Here is an 18,415-nt window from a genome sequence, read left to right as displayed (position 1 = left end):
GATGGCGGCGAGGAGCGACAAAGAGTGAGCGAGTGGCCTGGAATGCGGGCCGGAAACGTCAGTGGCGAGAAGACAAGCTGGCTTGCGACCGCTCATCTGATGCTTGAACTGAATGACGCTGGACGATGTCGATCGGCTCGACGTCTAAAGCGAGATCCAGCTCTCGGCGGCCGTTCTTGCGGCCGACCCAAAAGTGCCATTCTCCGACGTCGAGGACCAATCGCAATGGATCATGTGACCTATCGCTTTGCCTGATGGCTGCATTCCGCCTCAGGCCTTGTCAAGCGCCGCTTCAGCCACCATGGACCGCAGCCAGCGATGCGCGGGGTCCGCCGCCATCTTCGGATGCCAGAAGTATTTCAATGCGAACCTGCCGAGGGCGAGTGGTGGTTCGAAAAGGTCAAGGCTGTGGGTGAAGCGTTGGAGCAACCGCCTCGGCAGCGTGCACAGGCAGTCGGTCGTCGCCACGAGGAGAGGAGCGAGCGCATAACTTTGAACGGACACCGTCACTCTGCGGCTTCGACCGTGCTCAGCCAGGGCTCCGTCAATAATCCCCGAAAACATGCCCCCGTTTGACGAAATCAACAGATGGTCAAGCGAACAGAATTCATCGAGGGACAACGGTCCGGTTCCGCGGGGATGACCGATCCGCTGGGCGGTTACCAGTTCGTCGTCGAACAGGCTGCGGCCAATCAGATCCTGGGGCGCATCATCCGGTGCGCCGATGTAGAGATCGAGGTCGCCATGCTCCAACAGCTCGCCGATCCTGCTCCTGTCGGGAAAGATGAACGCGATCCTGAGGCCGGGCGCCCGATCATGAATAAGAGGAAGCAGGTCGGGAGCGAGGATTGCCGCAGGATTGTCCGAAGCTGCGATCCTGAATGTGCGATCGCTCGATGCGGGATCGAAGAGATGGGCCCTCTGCGCGAATTGCTTCAAGCGCTCGAGAAGTTGCTCCAATTCCGGCTTCATTGCCAGGGCATGCGGCGTCGCCGTTACGCCCCGTCCAGTCGACGCCGGAAGAAACAGCGGGTCATTGAGGATCTGCCGAAGCTTGTTCAACCGACCGGACAAGGCAGATTGGGTAATATTTAGCCTTGCGGCCGCATGCGTGACGTTTTCGTCGCGCAGCAGCGCGTCGAGCGTGAGCAAAAGATTGATTTCCAGATCGCCCACACGATGCGCCAAGTCCAACGTCCTGATTTTGATCCGACCAATGTCAAAGTAACGGATTCCGCAGCGTTTTTCCAAGGCGAAGTCAAAGCCAGTCCGGCTGGCGACCGTATTGGGTACCAGGACGCCTTCTCCAGGCATCGGCCGTTTGGCAGCATTTCACGTTCCGATAGTGGAAGCCAGTCACCACCTTCCGGATTGTAGCTTATGCTCATTTCAAGCTGTCATGAACAGCGGTGACGTCCAAATGCGGGATTGATCCCTCTGTCTCGCTGTCAGGAAAAGAGGGTGTTCGCGGCCCTGGCTCAATTTTAGTCCCGACAGCGGTATCTCGCCTGAGAGATCGCGTGGAAGGGGACGATCGGTGACACGCTCCAACAGAAGTCTAAGCTCGACGCCCGGAAGATCGACCGAGATGGAGCCCTTTGCGATCAGCTCGTTTCCGCATGCCTCTAGCAACACCTCGGGAGCATGGACATGTGGCGGCGGCTGAAGCGGATCGCCGATCTTGCTGTAGCCGTGCAGCTTAGCGGCGACGACGATGCGCGCGTCGCGCAGCTTCGAAAGCTTGACTTCGATTCCGTCGACGTCGCCATGTGTTGCCGTCCTGAAGCTGAGAGTGCCTAACCCAGTGCGCCAAACGCTTTGTTCGGGATGATCGAAGCCGATGCCGCGCACATCCAGAAGCGCTGCACCGGTAACAGCCACCTCGCCGCTCCAATAGGCCGCGCGATAGCGATCCTTTATTCGCGCGCCGCCGAAACGGATCCGCATACTGCGCTCGCTGAAGCCAGCTTCGGCATGCAGATCGCGTTGCCACACCATCTGGTCGCCGTCGAAAAGCTGAACTTCCTCCCAGCCGGCGTGGCCGAGCAGGCGGTAAGAGAGCGGCTCATTGGGCTGGGCATCAAACACCTCGCCCATGAAATGTTTGCCTTGGGACAGAACCGCAAAACTCCGTTCACCAGTCGTGGCAAAAGTGCGCCTCGCCCGAAGTGCAGCGCCAACGCCAGCACGGTCGAAACCGTCGGCGATGACGCCGGTGAGTCCCCCACGTGCACCGAAGGTTCCGGTGGCCGGCGCACCACCGCCGCATCGGCCCTGATGTTCGTCGCTGGCGGCGGAAGCGCCAACTCTGTGTCCGCGAGCTAGAGCTTCGGCGTAGAGCCAATGAAATTGTCCCCAGGCGGAGCCAATTTCGATGAGGCGTTCCAGCTCCGGATGGTTCCAGTCCAGAATGCAGCGCCGGCCACCCACATGCGGGATCATCAAATGGCCTTCCGGATCATCCTCATAGGCTCCATAGAGCCGGTCAACCGGCCATATCCCAGGACGGATCGCTCCCGCCGTCGTCTCATTCCATTCGAAAGAGCGAAGTGAGCGCCCCTGCTCGTCGAACGGAAACCGGGGCTTACCGTCGCGCAGGAAGACGACGTTTCGGTCACCACCGGCAGCGGAGTTGCCGCACCATTCGGTGCCTGGATAGCAGACGAAGCGGCCGGGCTCGTTGAGTTCGTGGATGGTCTTGACGGCCGCGTCCCAGTTCGTCTCGGTGATGTTGAAATCGTTGACGGTGTAGCCCACCACGTCAAGTCCGGCGATGTCGCGCCCATAGGTGAGATTATAGGTGGCATCATTGGTGCCAACGGTGTCGTCGGAATGAACGTGCAGATCGGCATAGAGAGGGCGCAAGGCTCCCTCTTCGCTCTGGACATAAGCGACGCCCGGGGCAACGCCGGGTTCGTCATTCAGCCATGCTTCCAATTTCCACTCGCCGGCAGCAGCGAAGGAAAGGGCGGAAATCCGCGCAAATGTCCAGCCTTCCGTGGCGAAGGCCACCAGCTCCGTTCGTTGCCCGCCATCCGGGGCAGTAATGACGAGCGCACCATGCAGGTCGCGGTCCTGGCAAGTGTTTCCCCATATATCGTCGACGCGCACGATAGCGTCGAAGAAGTGACCGCTGCCAACCAGCCGCGGCGCGATGACCTGAAGGGCATGCGGCTGCCCGGCCGCGATCTCCAATTTGCAGTCGCCTGGCACCTCCGCAAATTTTGAGCTGCCCAGCGGGTCGACGAACAGCCGGAAACGGAACACTTTCTCCACGAAAGTCTGCACACGTGTGCCGGCGCCGCCCTGCCGCCGATCGCCCAGACGGATGACGATCCTGTCGCCGGGGTTGAGATAGCCGTCGACGACGTCGATGATGACCGCCTTCTGGAAGGGACGTTCGTGTCCCTTTTGATCGAAACGCACCTTCAGTGCTTGAACGGTACCTGGGCTTTGCCCCGAAACCAGAGGACCGGCGTGGTATTCGGCGGAAATATAGTTGGCGCCCGTCGGCTCCGTTGTCTGGAACAGCGCCCAGTCGGAATAGAACTTGAAGGCAAGCTTCAGCCACGCTCCGTCTGCGAGACCGACAGCTCCGACCTCATAAACGAGCTCCAATTCGGTCCACTCGCCCGCCGTCAGCGTCTGCCTCTGACAGCTTAGACGGCCGAGGAAGGGCAGAGTATCGAAATGATCGGCAAGGCCCATCGGAGAATGGGCGCTGGCTTGAATCGTCTTGTCTGGCAAAATCTTTGTCATGGGGAACGTCCGTTATTGTCCGCGCCAGCCTTCGTAGCGGCGCTCTATCCGTCGAAACACGAGGCTCTCCATCAGCCACGCGGTAACTCCTATCAGCGCGATGCCGAGAAGCACCTGCGCCGAATTGCCAACCTGCCCGCCCATGGCGACCATCCAGCCGATACCTTGAGATGCGCCGATCATCTCGGCTGCAACAAGCGCCCGCCACGCTTGGGCAAAACCGATGCGCAAGGCGGCAGTGAGGAACGGGAGAGAGGCGGGAAGATATACATGGGCCAGCAATTGCAGCCTTTTGGCACCCAGCATGCGCGCTGCACGCACCTCGCCGCTGCTGATGGAAAGCACGCCTTCCTGAATCGTCTGGGCCATCGGAAAGGCCGATGCGATGAATATGACGACGGCAATGGAGAGATATCCAAGGCCGAAGAAGATCAGCGACAACGGCGCCCAGGCGATCGGAGGGATGGCCATGAAGAGACCGAGCAGCGGCTGGACGAATTCGCGAAACGGCCGCCAAAGTCCGGCAGACACGCCGATGAGCACAGCGGCCACGACGGCCGCGCCGAAGCCGCCGAATTCGCGCAACAAGCTCGCCATGACCTGGCGACCCAACTCGCCCGACCGGATCCAGCGAACCCCCTCGGCCGCGACGTCCCACGGCTGCGGCAGCACATAGGAGGGAACGCGGCTTGCCGCGATGCTCCACACGACAAGGAGGAACGGAAGCGCTGCCCAGCGCCAGGACGGTTGCGGAAAACGCAGCCGCGCTGCCAACTTTTTCATCGATCGGATCTCATCGCTGAGCGGCCGCTTTTGCGGCGAAGCTGTCGTCAATGATGTCGTCGACATTCAAGCGCTTTTCGAGAAAGCCGAGGGCCACCGAGTAGTCGATGAGCCGCTGGATGAAGGCACGATCGGACGGCTCGATTTCCGCCGACCACCCAAGGCGCTTCCTCGCCTCCGTGACGATCGCTTCCGGCGGAACGATACGTCCGTCCGCGGCCGTCAGGGATTCCAGCTTAAAGCTCCGGGCGATGATCCTGTCGGCCTCTTCGGGATGCTCACGCAGAAACGCAATGGCCTTCGAATTCGCTCGCAACAATTTCACGAGATCGTCCGGGCGTTCCTTCAGCGTCTTGGCAGGCGCTGCTATGACGTACCAGGGATAGCCGGGCAAAGCTCCGTTCACGTCGAAGACGACGCGACCTGTACCGCGGAGCACCGATTGGCTGATGAAGGGCTCCCACAAAAAGGCTGCATCGACGACGCCGGTATCGAGGGCAGCGTTCATGTTACCCACGGGCATTTGCGACAGCGCAAGATCTGCGTCCGGGCTGAGGCCGGCGGCCTCTTTGAGAACGTAGCCACGCAGCAGCACGTCCATGCCGCTGCCCCTGTTGACGCCGGCAAGCCTCTTGCCCTTGAGATCGGAAAGGGCGTGGATCGGACCGTCAGTCTTCGCGATTACCGCTGCCTGACCATAGTTGACCTTGGCGATGATTTTCGCCTCAAGACCGCGCGCCGCCCATTGATAGACCGGGGGCGCACCGATATAGGCCACATCGATTTCGCCTCCAGCCACCCCCTGCTGGATGACGGGACCATCGCCGAAACCCTTGAGCTCGACGTTCAACCCCTCGTCGCGAAAATAACCTTTCTCCTCGGCGATCAGGGCAGGTGCATTCGCCATAGCCTGGACCCAGCCAATGCGAAGCGGCCGCGGGTCCTCGGCATGGGCAGGCAAAGCGGCTGCAAGGGCGAGAAGAACTGCAGGTAGAATGTGTTTCATCGGATGCTCCCTTCAGGTAACGGGTTGATTGCTGATCATGACTTTGGCAATTTCCTCCGAGAGCTGTTCGCGAAGTTGCGCGAATAAAGGATTGGCTCTCGTGCCGCGCTGATCGCGAGGACGCGGCAGGTCGATCGCCACTTCAGCGGTGATGCCCGTCGGCGGTAGCCCAAGGACGAGAACCCTGTCGGCAAGATAGATCGCTTCGTCGATGTCATGGGTGATGAACAGTACGGTCTTCCCCAAGCCCGACCAGATGCGCAGCAATTCGTCATTAAGGGATGCGCGCGTCAGGGCGTCGAGCGCTGCGAAGGGTTCGTCCATGAGCAGGAGGCGCGGCTCGAGCGCCAGTGAGCGCGCCAGCGCAACCCGTTGACGCTGGCCGCCCGACAATCGGTGAGGTGGCTCATGTGCCTGCTCTTCCAGACCGACAAGTCGAAGAAAATTAAGCGCGACGGCTCTCTGCTCCTGCGCAGATCCACGGCGATTCATGCGCAGGCCAAAGCGAACATTTTCCAGGGCACTCAACCAAGGGAAGAGGTTTGGCGACTGAAATACATATCCGAGGACCGGATGCTCCGGGACAACAGCCACACCGTCTATGGTGATATGCCCAGATTGCGGGCGCAGGAAGCCCGAGAGAAGATTAAGGAGCGTCGACTTGCCACAACCGGACGGACCCAGGATCGCCACGAATTCTCCCGGCCGAGCCTTCAGCGAAAACCGTTCGAACACGGCGCGTCGGCTTTCGGGATAGGCGAAAGCCATGCGGTCCACCGAGAAGGCGGCACCGGATGAAACCTGCCTTGGGATAACTGGAGATGCCATGTTGCGTTAGGACGACCCTGGATTGGAGTTGTCCCAATTTCTAATACATTATAATACAGGTCATCAACGTGAAGAGTTCCCCTTGTGTGGCAGCAAAAGGGAACGCTATTCCAAAGCTTCGCTGCTTCGTGGTGTTTTCGACCCTATGGAAAATAGATGAGTCTCATACGCAATAACCCGGTGGCCATGTACCAGCAGATCGCCGATCGGCTTCGTGCCGAGATCACCGAAGGCGCCTATGAGCCGTCCGGACGGCTCCCGTCGGAATCGCAAATTATGGCACGCTTCACAGTCAGTCGCGTCACCGTGCGGCTGGCGCTCCAACAGCTCGATAGAGATGGGTTGATTGAACGCCGGAAAGGCAAAGGCACTTTCGTGGCCGGCAAGCAGGTGCGCCATCAAATTGATACACTGCGTAGCTTTCATGAATCGCTGAAAGTCCAGGGCTTCGATGCTACGATGCGGATTGTCGAGTTGACCGCAATTGAAACACCGTCTGCTTTCATCCCGCTGTTCGGAACGACATGCGCACTTCTGGAACGGCTTCATGTGGTGAACGACGAGCCGATTGCATTGGGCCGAAGCTTCTTGCCGGCATTCATGTCGGAGCTGGAGCGAGAGATCGCCGAACAGCAACCAACTTATGCACTACTGAAAGACAAAGCCGGCGCCGACATTGTCTCCGCTGAGATTGCGATCGGGGCGCGTGCTGTTTCGCCTCGGATAACGTCGCTGATCGGAGCGGCTGAACATGCGGTCCTGCTTGTGCTGGAACGGAGCTCCTATTTCGAAACGGGCGCTTGCGCCGAAAAGTCTGAATTTTTTATTCGACCAGAGCGGTACCAATTTGTCCTCGGCAGTCGAATGCCCGACCGCTGAGTGTTCGAGTACTTGCTCTTGGCAGGACTCGACCATCGAGCCGACGTCAATGGCAACTCGCGTGCCACGTCGCGACCTGGCGCGAGAAAGAATCTCTTGCCGTGAACTCAAATAGATATTGCTGGACTTGAACCGACATTCGCCGAACCTTTGAGCCCGAAGCGCTGCCACATGGCGGAGAGGTATGGGGCTGAAATGTCTTTCGAACGCAATGTAACGGATCCCTTCATTGCCAGGGCCATCGAGCTAAAGACGATTTTTCATCAAGACGCGGTCAAGCGCGACAAGCAGGGTGGCAGGCCGGTTGAGCAGATCCGGCTTCTCAAAGAAAGCGGCTTGCCGTCGGCCCAGATCCCGGTCGGCTACGGCGGACGGGGAGCCTCCTGGCTGTCGATCCTGCGTGTCGTGCGAGAATTTGCCCGCACCGACGGCTCGCTGGCCCATCTCTACGGCTATCATCATCTTCCCCTCAACCTCGTGCTTTTTCGTGGCTCGAGCGCGCAGAAAGACCACTGGCTGCGCGCGTCAGCCGCCGGAAATCTGATGTGGGGCAACTCCGGCAATGCGATGTCGAAAACCTCGTCGGGCCGGCGCACCGACACCGGCTGGGTCGTGAACGGCTCGCGCCCGTTTTCCTCCGGATCCCACATTGCGGACTACATCCAGGTGTCATGGGAAAATCCGGAGGGAGAGCGGCTGACTGCTGCTGTTCCGGCTGACCGGGCCGGCATCGTGATCGAAGACGACTGGGATGGTATCGGCCAGCGCCAGACAGGCAGCGGCACCGTCAGCTTCAAAGATCTGGAGATCCTCGACGAAGAGCTGATCAGTTCGCCGCAGGTCCCTTTGACGCCCTATACCTCGCTGACGTCGCTGCTACAACAGAGCGTCCTTCTCAATGTCTTCGTCGGTAGCGCCCAAGGCGCTCTGGACGAAGGCAGGGAATATAGCTCGACCCTGTCGCGTCCCTGGATCTATTCCGGCGTCGAAAAACACACCGACGATCCGTGGATCAAACGGCAATATGGCGAACTCTACATCAAGACGCTCGCCGCGACCGAACTCGCAGACAAGGCTGCCCGCAGCCTCGACGAAGCCTTCAACCAGGGGCCCGGTCTGACTGCCGGTGATCGGGGTGCTGCGGCAATCGACATCGCGACAGCCAACGTCTACGCGGGCGAGGCCGGCCTGGCAGTTTCAAGTGAAATTTTTGAGGTCATGGGCGCGCGTTCGGCAACCAATGCCAACGGTTTCGACCGCTTTTGGCGCAATGTCCGCACCCACACTCTCCATAATCCAGCTGAATATAAAAAGCGGACGATCGGCACCTGGCTCCTTTCGGGCGAATTCCCGGTGCCGGCAATGTACCGCTGAAGGGACATCTCATGGGTAGACGTAAAGATAAGATCAAGCTTGGCGCATTCCTGCTGTTTACCGGCCATCACGTTGCGGCATGGCGTCATCCGCAGGCTTCGGTCGGAACCGATTTCGAGGACTATTTCGAACTCGCCAAGCTTGCCGAAGCGGCAAAGTTCGACGCGATATTCTTCGCTGACGGCGTGGCCGCTCGGCTGAAGGATGTCGAAGCCGCAAGCCGGAAAGCGCATAGCGGCGTCTACCCCTTTGAGCCGATCACGCTCCTGTCTGCCCTATCAAGCGTCACGAGCAACATCGGCCTGATTGCCACGGCCTCGACCAGTTTCTCCGACCCGTACAACCTTGCCCGCCAGTTCGGATCGCTCGACCGGTTGAGCGGCGGCCGCGCCGGCTGGAACCTGGTGACGTCGTCAGACCCGGAGGCCGCCTATAATTTCGGTCATGAGGCGCAGATCCTGCATGCCGACCGCTACGATCGGGCCGAGGAATTCGCCGACGTGGTGCTCGGTCTCTGGGACAGCTGGGATGACGATGCCTTTATCCGTGATCGGGAAAGTGGCCGCTATTTCGATCCGGTAAGGCTGCACAGGCTCAACCACAAGGGGCGGCACTTCAAGGTGCGCGGCCCGCTGAACATTCCGCGTTCGCCGCAAGGACGCCCCGTCCTGGTTCAGGCGGGCGCATCGGGGCCGGGCAAAGAGCTTGCCGCCCGCACCGCAGAAGCGATTTTCGCCGCGCACATCACGCTTGATGAGGCCAAGACCTTTTATGCCGACGTCAAAGGAAAGCTCGGCACATACGGCCGCTCCCCCGACGATCTCAAGATCTTGCCCGGCATCTTTCCCGTCGTCGGCCGCAGCGAGACGGAAGCTCAGGAGAAGTTCGAAGCACTGCAGGAGCTGATCCAGCCGCAGGTTGGCCTCAACTTGTTGTCACAGCTGAGCGGCGTTGACCTTAGCCCCTATCCGCTCGACGGGCCGATCCCGTCCGATCTGCCGGTAACCAACGCCGGCAAGAGCCGCCAGGAACTGGTGCTCGATCTCGCCCGCCGGGAAAACCTCACCATCCGCCAACTCTATCTGCGGATCGCCGGCGCCCGTGGACACTGGCAGGTCGTCGGTACGCCGTCTCAGATCGCGGACGTGATGGAAGAGCGCTTCGAAAACTACGGTGCGGATGGGTTCAACATCATGGCGCCGATGATGCCGGGCGGCCTTGCCGATTTCATTGAACTCGTCGTGCCGGAGCTGCGCCGCCGCGGCCTCTTCCGCACCGAGTACGAGGGTACGACACTTCGAGAAAATCTCGGCCTCAAGCGTCCAGTCAATCGCTTTGCCGTCAACAATGCGGCAGCCGCGGAATAGGACAAGATCAATGGCGCGTGACAAACTCTACCTGATCGAGCCTGGCTTTTCAGATCCGAAACATCCCGGCATCACCTTTGTCTGCCCTCATTGCAACGCGATCGAAGGGCTGCTTGCCAGTTTTCCGCAGCTTGCAGCAACGATCGATGTCGAGCGGGTACCCTTCCCTCGTCCGCGTCGCAAAGTCATCGAAGAGGTCGGTGAAGAGAACCAGTCCTTGCCGGTCTTCATTCTTGCCGAGGCAGCCCCGCCTGATGCGGGCGATTGGAACGGCAAGCGTTTTGTCAACACGATCGATCGCATTCTCGAGCTGCTTTCCGAGCGGCACGGCTTTCCGCGCCTGCACAAATGAGGAGTGACGAGCCATGACCGTAAAACCCGCTAGCTTCGAACGACCCACCCCCTCGCCTGAGCTTTTCGAGCCGGACAGAACGAACCCCCATATCGCCAAGGCGACGGAGCTGCGCGATATTTTCGCAAGGGATGCGATCGAGCGAGACCAAACCGGCGGCAGACCGGAAGAACAGATCCGGCTGTTGAAGGAAAGCGGACTGGTCAACCTGCTGATCCCTGAGGAATTCGGCGGCATCGGCGAGCGTTACTCGACGGCGATGCGGATCGTTCGCGAGTTCGCCAAGGCCGACGGATCGCTCGGACATCTGTTCGGATACCATTTCAGCCCCTTGCAAAATGCGATCAACTCCGGACCAGACGCTCACGCCCGCGACCTTCTCCGTCGTTCGGCGGCAGGACGCTGGTTCTGGGGCAATACCAGCAACAGCTTTTCGAAAAGCCTTTTCGGGCGGCGCGAAGCGGATGGGGTTGTCCTCAACGGGTTCAGGCCGTTCGCCTCGGGGTCGCATGTGGCCGATTATCTGCTGGTTGCCTGGGAGGACGAAGAGACCAACGCGCGCAGCATCGCTTATATCCCGCCCACACGCGCAGGTGTCACCATCGCCAACGACTGGGACGGCATCGGACAGAGGCAGACGGGAAGTGGCCGGGTCTTTTACAAGGACGTGAAAATCCACGCCGATGAGATCGTGCCCGAGCGGCCGCGCGATCCGATCGCGCTGCTTGCGCCGCTGCAGCAGCAAAGCGTGCTGTTGAACGTCTTCATCGGCAGCGCCCAGGGAGCGTTTATCGCCGCGCGGGACTACACTGTTTCCAGATCGCGCCCTTGGATTTTTTCCGGTGTCGAGCGTCATCAGGACGATCCCTGGATCAAACGCCAGTACGGCGAACTCTGGATCAAGGTCCAGGCGGCAACCGCGCTTGCCGACCGCGCCCTGACAGCGGTCGATGCGGTCTATGAAAAAGGACAGGATCTGACGGAGGCCGACCGGGGGACGGCCGCGATCGCCGTCGCCTCGGCGAATGTCCTTGCGGGTCGCGTCGCGCTCGAAGTGACCAGCGAGATCTTCGAGGTCATGGGAGCGCGCTCGGCCGTCCGCCCCTACGGCCTCGACCGCTTCTGGCGCAACGTCCGCATTCACACGCTGCACAATCCGGCAGAGTATAAGACCCGCAATGTCGGGACATGGTTTCTGACGGGCGAATATCCCGAGCCTGGGATCTTTCAATGAGCCGGCGCGATCTTCATCTCAACATCAACATCCTGCATTCCGGCTTCTCCCCCGCCGCCTGGCGGATGGAGGGCAGCGATCCGCGCGCTTCATTCGACGTCAACCACTACATCAATGTCGCCAGGATCGCCGAAAGCGGCACTTTCGACGCGGTCTTCCTCGCCGACCAGGCGGCGATCTCGGACCGGGTGGACTTCCGGCCATTGACGTCGCTGGAGCCGACCATCGTACTGGCCCTGGTCGCGGCCCATACGGAGCGGATCGGTCTGATCGCCACGGCGTCGACGACATACAACGAACCCTACAATCTCGCGCGGCGGTTCGCGACGCTCGATCATGCAAGCGGGGGGCGGGCCGGGTGGAACATCGTCACCAGCGCGGACCTGTCTCAAAGCCGCAATTTCGGACTGGAAAAACCGGTCGCCCACGGCAGCCGCTATGAGCGCGCCGGCGAATTCGCCGAAATCGTCAAGGCCCTCTGGGACAGCTGGGAAGAGGATGCTTTTGTCGGCGACGTCGCGACGGGGCGTTTTGTCGATCCGGCAAAGGTCCATGCCATCGCCCATCGCGGAAAGCACTTTTCCGTCCATGGGCCGCACAACATCCCGCGCCCCCCGCAGGGCCACCCGGTCCTTGTCCAGGCCGGCGGCTCCGATGACGGAAGGGAACTTGCCGCCGAACACGCCGAAGCCGTTTTTTCCGCCTCGCAATCCTTCGAGGAAGCCCTGGAGTACGCTGCCGACCTCAGGCGGCGCGCCAGCCGCTTCGGCCGGCCGGCGGACGGCATCCTGGTCCTGGCCGGCCTTGCAACGATCATCGCCAGCACCGAGGGAGAGGCGCGCCGCCGCCAGGAGGAGCTCCGCGAACTGATCCCACTGGAATACAGCCTGTCGCGCCTTGCAGGGGTGTTGCAGCTCGATCCGAGAGGCCTCGATCTCGATGCGCCGCTTCCGGAAGATATTCCGCTCCCGCCGGACGGCGGCCATACTTTCTTCCGGGCGACACTGGCGCTTGCGCGGCGCGAGCGTCTGACCGTGCGCGGCCTCATCCGGGCACTCAACGGCGGCACTGGCCATCGTACCATCGTCGGCACGCCGAAGGATGTCGCCGACGATATCGAGCGGTGGTTCAGCGCGGGGGCCGCTGACGGTTTCAATCTCATGCCGGATGTGCTGCCCCACGGCCTGGAGGTCTTTGTTGACGAGGTCGTGCCGATCCTGCGTCAACGCGGCCTTTTCCGGCGGCAATATACCGGCAGGACATTGCGCGAGCATCTTGGTCTCGCCCGTCCGGCCAACCCTTATGCCGCAGCGGCGGAATGACGAGATCAACAAGGAGAATGAGATGACCCCTTCCGTAGCGACCAAGACAGATGAGAGCGATCGCCTGAGGGAGCTTGGCGGAGAGCGCTATCGCAATGACCAACGCCTGGGCAGACGCTGGAATGAGACGGTCGATACCATCCTCAGTCATCGGAGTGTACGCCACTATCTGCCCACCCCGGTGCCATACGAAACGGTCGAACTTGCTATTGCCGCCGCCCAGTCGGCGCCGAGTTCATCCAATCTGCAGGCCTGGAGCGTGGTCGCCGTCGAGGATGCGGATCGCCGCAGCCGACTGAATGCCGTTGCCGGCAATCAGCGGCAGATCGCGCAGGCGCCGCTCCTGCTCATCTGGCTCGCCGATCTGGCCCGCCCGCGCGCAATCGCGACAGAGCGCGGCTCGACGGCAGAGGGTCTCGACTATGTCGAGAGCTTCCTTCTCGGCGTCATCGACGCAGCTCTTGCTGCGCAAAATGCCGTCGTCGCCTTTGAATCGCTCGGGCTCGGGACATGCTACATCGGTGCGATCCGCAACGATCCGGAGACCGTCTCCCGTGAACTCGGCCTGCCGGACGGCGTCTTCCCGGTGTTCGGCCTCACGGTCGGCTTTCCCGATCCGGCGGTGCCTGCAGGTGTAAAGCCGCGCCTGCCGCAGACCACGGTGCTGCATCGCGAGAGCTATGACGGCGAGCTGCCGCAGGAAGATCTTGCCGGTTATAATCGTGTGCTCCAAAGCTTCCAGAGCGAGCAGGCAATGCCTCTGGTAGACTGGACCGACCAGGTGAGCAGCCGCATCGCTACGGTCGAATCCCTCAAGGGACGTCATGTCCTCGTTGATGTCGCGCGCAGGCTGGGCTTCAAACTGAAGTGAAGACGGATCGGCCCCGGCTTGACGCAGGCTCTTATTCGGCCGCGATCATGCCGAGCGCCGGACGGATGCTGCCCATCGCGATCGCATCGATCGTCTGCGAGGCGCGCGCCTCAGTAAGCAGCCAATTACGAAACAGATCAACGCGCATAAGCCGAGATTTGTGCTGCGTTGTCGCAAAGAAATAGGAAAAGCTCACCGGCTGCGGCGCTCCAAAAGGACTGACGAGCCGGCCGGACCGGATTTCGGCTTCAGCAAGCCTTATCTTGCCAAGGCCAAGCCCCTGCCCCGCCATTGCCGCATCGAGCACGAGCGAGGATTGATTGAGGTGAAAGCCGCCCTGCGACAGCCGATACGAAAGCCCCTCTGCGCGCAACCAGCTGTGCCAATCGGGACAGGAGTGGTCGTGTTCGGCACCCTCCTCGTGCAACAACGGCACCCCCTCGATCGCTTCCGCCCCTTTCCAGAGATCGTGGCGATCGGCGAATTCGCGACTACAGACCGGCAACACCGCTTCGGACAAGAGATAGTCGACGGCGAGGCCGGAATAGGCTCCGCTGCCGTAGCGGATGACGCAATCGGCATCGCCCGCATCGAGATCCGTCAGCTGTGTCGAGGCATCGACGAGGATTTGCAGGCCGGGCGCTGCACGACGCAAAGCATCGAGCCGTGGAATCAGCCATTTGCTGGCGAAGGAAGGAGCGACGGACACACGGATCGGCTGTTCGTGGTCGCTCGTGACGAACTGCGTCATCGCCGACAGCACGGCATCGAAGGCGGCCGTGAGACCAGGGACCAATGCCAGGCCCGCTGGCGTCAGCTGCAGTTGGCCGCGCGCACGATGAAACAGCGACTGACCGAGATAATCTTCCAGCAGCCTGATCTGCTGACCGACGGCGGCTGAAGTGACGTGCAGCTCTTCTGCTGCGCGGATGAAATTCAGATGCCGCGCCGTCGCAACAAAGGCGCGCAACGACGTCAGCGGCGGAAGCCGCGCGAGCGTCGGCTGGATGACTGTCTTGCGAGATTGGACGGAGGTGTTCATGAGGCGATTGCACCACAAACAGGCCCGGCTAGACGAGCATCCGCTTTGCGCGAGGCCTGCAGGCGTGGACATTTTCTTCTCCCTAAGCCGCTCAGATGAGGAGCAAAAACTAAAACCCGCGAATTGTCTATATAAACACTAGACTATAGGCGCGTGCGTGCCGGCGGCTCGCGAGCGAACGCAAGCTTTTCTTTCGGTCACTGGCAGAAAAACATTCTTCGCGATTTGGCTTTTCCCGCCCGATGATGGTCGCGAAAAAGCATTGCCCGAAAGGGTTCGTTCCGGATCAAGGGGTATGAATGGACATTCGCCGACGTCAGCTTAACCAGATTCTCGCTTTGAGCGCGGTCGGTGCCATCCTGCCCTTCAGGGATTTTGCGCAAGCCGCACAACCCGTCGCGGGCGGAACGCTCAACCTTCTCGTCCAGCCCGAGCCACCAACGCTGGTCACGCTTGCCCATACGGCAGGCCCGACAACCCGTGTCAGCGGCAAGGTCACCGAAGGCCTGCTCGCCTATGGCCTCGATTTCAAGCCGATCCCACAGCTCGCCACTGAATGGCATGTCAGCGACGACGGGTTGGAATACAGCTTCAAGCTGCGAGAGGGCGTCAAGTGGCATGACGGGAGAGATTTTACGTCCGAGGACGTGGCTTTTTCGATCCTGGCGCTCAAGGAGGTCCATCCGCGCGGTCGTGCCACCTTTTCCAGTGTGAAGGAGGTTGTGACCCCCGATCCGTATACGGCGATCATCCGGCTTTCGAAGCCCGCGCCATACCTGATCGGCGCATTGCAGGCGAGCGAGTCGCCGATCGTGCCCAAACATGTCTATGACGGCACGAAAGACTTCGCCGCCCATTCGAACGGCCGCGCGCCGATCGGAACCGGGCCGTTCATCTTCCGGGAATGGGCCGTCGGCAGTCACATCATTCTCGATCGCAATCCTGATTACTGGGACAAAGGGAAGCCCTATCTCGATCGTATCGTCATCAAGTTCATTCCCGATGCGAGCGCCAGGCTCGCGGCACTGGAGACCGGCGAGGTCGACATCGCACCCGACACGCCCGTCTCGCTCAGCGAAATCGATCGTTTGAAGGCGTCGGCGACGCTTGCCGTGGACGACCGCGGCAACGACTATTCACCGACCGTCTACCGCATCGAGTTCAATCTCGCCAACGACTACTTCAAACATGACAAGGTCCGCCAGGCGGTAGCCCACGCGATCGACCGGCAGAAGATTGCGGATATCGCCTTCTACGGCTACGCCGTTCCGGCCCCAAGCCCGATCAGCCCTTTCCTCAAGGCCTTCTACAATCCCGACGTGCCGGTCTATGCTTATGATCCCGCCAAAGCGGAAGAACTTCTTGACGAGGCCGGCTTTCCGCGAGGGGCCGACGGCATCCGTTTCGAGGTGCCGCACGACGTCATGCCCTATGGCGATACCTACACGCGGATCGGCAACTATCTGCGCGACGCGCTGTCGAAAATCGGCGTCAAGGTCAGCCTGCGCGGTCAAGACGTGCCGACATGGCTGAAACGCGTCTATACCGATCGCGATTTCGCCTTCGTCACCAATGGTATGGGCAACACCTTCGATCCGACGATCGGCGTCCAGCGCCTCTATTGGTCGAAGAACTTCAAGAAGGGCGTGCCCTTCTCCAACGGCTCCGGCTACAGCAATCCGGAAATCGATGCGATCTTCGAACAGGCGGCGGTCGAGAATGATCACGCCAAACGCGTCGAACTCTTCAACCGCATGCAGGTGATCATCGCCCGTGACCTGCCCGACATCACGCTGGTCTCCTTCCGGCAGCTGACGATCTTCAACAGGAAGGTGCAGGACCATACGGTCGTCGCAGACGGCCTCTCCGGCAGCCTTTCCTCCACCTACATCCTCAAGAACGCCTGACGCTGACAAGGAATGGTCCGATGAGCATCAATCGACGCCGGTTCAACCAATTGCTGCTGTTGTCGACGGCCGGCACGCTTCTGCCGTCCTTCGCCGCCAGAGCAAATGACCAGTCGCCACGGAGTGGCGGAACACTCAATTTCATCGTCGAGCCGGAGCCGCCGACAATCCTTGCGCTGGCGCATACGGCAGGCGGCACCCAAAAGATCAGTCCCAAGATCACCGAGGGACTTCTGACCTATGATTTCGATCTGACGCCTAAGCCGCAGCTTGCGACCGAATGGTCGATCGCCGATGACGGGCTCAGCTACACCTTCAAGCTTCGTCCGAATGTCAAATGGCACGATGGCAAGCCTTTTACCGCAGACGACGTCGCCTATTCCATCGAGCTCCTGAAACAGGTCCACCCACGAGGCCGGGGAACTTTTGCCAATGTCACGAAAGTCGAGACGCCGGATCCTCTGACGGCGATCATCCGCCTTTCCAAACCGGCACCCTATCTGTTGCGCGCGCTTTATGCAGCAGAATCGCCGATCGTGCCGAAGCATGTCTACGACAATGTCGCGATCGCCGACGTGCCGGTCAATCCGAACGGCAGCGCACCGATCGGAACCGGCCCCTTCGTCTTCAAGGAGTGGGTGCGTGGTTCGCATATCATTCTGGAGCGCAATCCCGATTACTGGGATGCCGGCAAGCCCTATCTCGATCAGATCGCCATCCGTTTCGTGCCGGACGGCGCGGCGCGCGCGGCCGGATTCGAAACCGGTGAGTTCGACCTTGGCGGCGACAATCCAATACCGCTCAGCGATCTCGAGCGGATCAAGGCGTTGCCGAACATCGGCGTCGATTCCCGCGGATACGAAACCAAGGGTGACCTGACCCAGCTGATCTTCAATCTCGACAACGAGTATCTGAAGGACGTCAAAGTCAGACGCGCGATTGCCCACGCCATCGATCTCGACGTCATCTTGAACACCGTCTGGTATGGCTACGGCCATATTTCTCCGACACCGATCAGCGTCTTCCTGCCGCGCTACTACGATCCCTCGATCAAGCCCTATGCCTTCGACCTCAAGGCTGCCGAACAACTGCTCGATGAGGCCGGCTACAAGCGCGGCGCAGACGGCATCCGCTTCAAGCTGCGGCTGACTCACAATTCCTACAATGAGGGTTTCAAGCGCGTCATTGAATATCTGAAGCAGAACCTGGCACGCATCGGCATTGCCGGAACGATCGATTCCTATGATTTCTCGACCTATATCCAGAAGGTCTACAAGGAGCGCGTCTTCGACGTGACGGCCGAGTACCTCGGCAACCAGTTCGATCCGACGCTCGGCGTGCAGCGCGTCTACTGGTCGAAGAATTTCAAACTCGGCCTGCCCTTCTCCAATGCCAGCCACTATGCCAATCCCGAGGTCGATCGCCTTCTGGAAACGGCGTCGGTCGAAATCGACGAGGACAAGCGCAAGCAGGAATTCAACGCGTTCCAGAAGATCATCGCTGACGAAGTTCCGGTCGTGAACCTCATCGCGCTCGAGAACGTCACTGTCTTTAACAAACGCGTGAAGAACCACACGATCGGCGCCGAAGGTGTCCAGGCGAATTTCGCCGAGGTCTATATCAAGGACGGGCAAGGCTGAGTGGGCAATGGCGGCCGGCTTGCAAGGATAAGGGGCGCATCGGCGATGCGC

Annotated in this window: 15 protein-coding genes; 9 read left to right on the top strand and 6 right to left on the bottom strand. The window is 60.6% G+C overall.

Features of this window, described 5'->3' with window-relative positions; all coding sequences use genetic code 11:
• Positions 1–270: 270 nt before the first annotated feature.
• From AB8B31_RS26115 to AB8B31_RS26095, 5 genes are all read right to left on the bottom strand, one after another.
• Positions 271–1,314, bottom strand: coding sequence for a LysR family transcriptional regulator (locus AB8B31_RS26115; RefSeq protein WP_245457572.1), 1,044 nt, complete (start codon positions 1,312–1,314; stop codon positions 271–273).
• Between the two features lie 75 nt (positions 1,315–1,389).
• Positions 1,390–3,759 (bottom strand): hypothetical protein, encoded by a 2,370-nt coding sequence (locus tag AB8B31_RS26110; protein ID WP_131702444.1) that lies wholly within the window; start codon positions 3,757–3,759, stop codon positions 1,390–1,392.
• Positions 3,760–3,771: 12 nt separating this feature from the next.
• The gene (locus AB8B31_RS26105) at positions 3,772–4,542 is read right to left on the bottom strand and encodes an ABC transporter permease (protein WP_105008780.1); all 771 of its coding nucleotides are present in this window, start codon (positions 4,540–4,542) and stop codon (positions 3,772–3,774) included.
• Between the two features lie 10 nt (positions 4,543–4,552).
• The gene (locus tag AB8B31_RS26100; RefSeq protein ID WP_027690879.1) at positions 4,553–5,548 is read right to left on the bottom strand and encodes an ABC transporter substrate-binding protein; all 996 of its coding nucleotides are present in this window, start codon (positions 5,546–5,548) and stop codon (positions 4,553–4,555) included.
• A 12-nt stretch (positions 5,549–5,560) separates the two neighbouring features.
• Positions 5,561–6,316: an ABC transporter ATP-binding protein gene (locus tag AB8B31_RS26095; RefSeq protein ID WP_196236932.1), complete on the bottom strand. Its 756-nt coding sequence runs from the start codon at positions 6,314–6,316 to the stop codon at positions 5,561–5,563.
• 216 nt (positions 6,317–6,532) lie between these two features.
• Here AB8B31_RS26095 and AB8B31_RS26090 point away from each other — a divergent pair, with 216 nt between their 5' ends.
• From AB8B31_RS26090 to AB8B31_RS26060, 7 genes are all read left to right on the top strand, one after another.
• Positions 6,533–7,255, top strand: coding sequence for a GntR family transcriptional regulator (locus AB8B31_RS26090; RefSeq protein WP_115156488.1), 723 nt, complete (start codon positions 6,533–6,535; stop codon positions 7,253–7,255).
• Between the two features lie 195 nt (positions 7,256–7,450).
• Positions 7,451–8,629, top strand: a complete 1,179-nt coding sequence (locus AB8B31_RS26085; protein WP_105008778.1) for an acyl-CoA dehydrogenase family protein — start codon at positions 7,451–7,453, stop codon at positions 8,627–8,629.
• Between the two features lie 11 nt (positions 8,630–8,640).
• On the top strand, positions 8,641–9,996 hold the full coding sequence (locus AB8B31_RS26080) for an LLM class flavin-dependent oxidoreductase (protein ID WP_105008777.1): 1,356 nt from the start codon (positions 8,641–8,643) through the stop codon (positions 9,994–9,996).
• Between the two features lie 10 nt (positions 9,997–10,006).
• Entirely contained in the window at positions 10,007–10,348 is a 342-nt protein-coding gene (locus AB8B31_RS26075; protein WP_131702443.1) for a DUF3088 domain-containing protein, read from the top strand.
• Between the two features lie 13 nt (positions 10,349–10,361).
• Positions 10,362–11,582, top strand: coding sequence for an acyl-CoA dehydrogenase family protein (locus AB8B31_RS26070; protein ID WP_105008775.1), 1,221 nt, complete (start codon positions 10,362–10,364; stop codon positions 11,580–11,582).
• Positions 11,579–12,904 (top strand): LLM class flavin-dependent oxidoreductase, encoded by a 1,326-nt coding sequence (locus AB8B31_RS26065; protein ID WP_105008774.1) that lies wholly within the window; start codon positions 11,579–11,581, stop codon positions 12,902–12,904. Before AB8B31_RS26070 ends, AB8B31_RS26065 begins: the two co-directional genes overlap by 4 nt.
• Before the next feature lie 22 nt (positions 12,905–12,926).
• Positions 12,927–13,775, top strand: a complete 849-nt coding sequence (locus AB8B31_RS26060; protein ID WP_105009191.1) for an NADPH-dependent oxidoreductase — start codon at positions 12,927–12,929, stop codon at positions 13,773–13,775.
• 31 nt (positions 13,776–13,806) lie between these two features.
• Here AB8B31_RS26060 and AB8B31_RS26055 read toward each other — a convergent pair whose 3' ends face one another.
• Positions 13,807–14,817: a LysR substrate-binding domain-containing protein gene (locus AB8B31_RS26055; RefSeq protein WP_105008773.1), complete on the bottom strand. Its 1,011-nt coding sequence runs from the start codon at positions 14,815–14,817 to the stop codon at positions 13,807–13,809.
• A gap of 299 nt (positions 14,818–15,116) precedes the next feature.
• On the opposite strand from AB8B31_RS26055, the gene AB8B31_RS26050 reads away from it, so the two are divergent.
• Together AB8B31_RS26050 and AB8B31_RS26045 are read left to right on the top strand one after the other, a co-directional pair.
• Complete coding sequence (locus AB8B31_RS26050) at positions 15,117–16,724, top strand: ABC transporter substrate-binding protein (protein WP_105008772.1); 1,608 nt, start codon at positions 15,117–15,119, stop codon at positions 16,722–16,724.
• A 20-nt stretch (positions 16,725–16,744) separates the two neighbouring features.
• Positions 16,745–18,364, top strand: a complete 1,620-nt coding sequence (locus AB8B31_RS26045) for an ABC transporter substrate-binding protein (protein WP_130719482.1) — start codon at positions 16,745–16,747, stop codon at positions 18,362–18,364.
• Positions 18,365–18,415: the final 51 nt, after the last annotated feature.

It is taken from the genome of Rhizobium sp. 62_C5_N11_2, from assembly GCF_051811185.1.
Taxonomy (GTDB): domain Bacteria; phylum Pseudomonadota; class Alphaproteobacteria; order Rhizobiales; family Rhizobiaceae; genus Rhizobium; species Rhizobium leguminosarum.
The sequence above is the reverse complement of the archived record's forward strand: the minus strand, read 5'-3'. Positions and strand labels throughout refer to the sequence as shown.

Bases quoted from the DNA above. Each gene is read 5' to 3' on its own strand.
- AB8B31_RS26115 (WP_245457572.1), bottom strand. From the start codon at position 1,314: ATGCCTGGAGAAGGCGTCCTGGTACCCAATACGGTCGCCAGCCGGACT.
- AB8B31_RS26110 (WP_131702444.1), bottom strand. From the start codon at position 3,759: ATGACAAAGATTTTGCCAGACAAGACGATTCAAGCCAGCGCCCATTCT.
- AB8B31_RS26105 (WP_105008780.1), bottom strand. From the start codon at position 4,542: ATGAAAAAGTTGGCAGCGCGGCTGCGTTTTCCGCAACCGTCCTGGCGC.
- AB8B31_RS26100 (WP_027690879.1), bottom strand. From the start codon at position 5,548: ATGAAACACATTCTACCTGCAGTTCTTCTCGCCCTTGCAGCCGCTTTG.
- AB8B31_RS26095 (WP_196236932.1), bottom strand. From the start codon at position 6,316: ATGGCTTTCGCCTATCCCGAAAGCCGACGCGCCGTGTTCGAACGGTTT.
- AB8B31_RS26090 (WP_115156488.1), top strand. From the start codon at position 6,533: ATGAGTCTCATACGCAATAACCCGGTGGCCATGTACCAGCAGATCGCC.
- AB8B31_RS26085 (WP_105008778.1), top strand. From the start codon at position 7,451: ATGTCTTTCGAACGCAATGTAACGGATCCCTTCATTGCCAGGGCCATC.
- AB8B31_RS26080 (WP_105008777.1), top strand. From the start codon at position 8,641: ATGGGTAGACGTAAAGATAAGATCAAGCTTGGCGCATTCCTGCTGTTT.
- AB8B31_RS26075 (WP_131702443.1), top strand. From the start codon at position 10,007: ATGGCGCGTGACAAACTCTACCTGATCGAGCCTGGCTTTTCAGATCCG.
- AB8B31_RS26070 (WP_105008775.1), top strand. From the start codon at position 10,362: ATGACCGTAAAACCCGCTAGCTTCGAACGACCCACCCCCTCGCCTGAG.
- AB8B31_RS26065 (WP_105008774.1), top strand. From the start codon at position 11,579: ATGAGCCGGCGCGATCTTCATCTCAACATCAACATCCTGCATTCCGGC.
- AB8B31_RS26060 (WP_105009191.1), top strand. From the start codon at position 12,927: ATGACCCCTTCCGTAGCGACCAAGACAGATGAGAGCGATCGCCTGAGG.
- AB8B31_RS26055 (WP_105008773.1), bottom strand. From the start codon at position 14,817: ATGAACACCTCCGTCCAATCTCGCAAGACAGTCATCCAGCCGACGCTC.
- AB8B31_RS26050 (WP_105008772.1), top strand. From the start codon at position 15,117: ATGGACATTCGCCGACGTCAGCTTAACCAGATTCTCGCTTTGAGCGCG.
- AB8B31_RS26045 (WP_130719482.1), top strand. From the start codon at position 16,745: ATGAGCATCAATCGACGCCGGTTCAACCAATTGCTGCTGTTGTCGACG.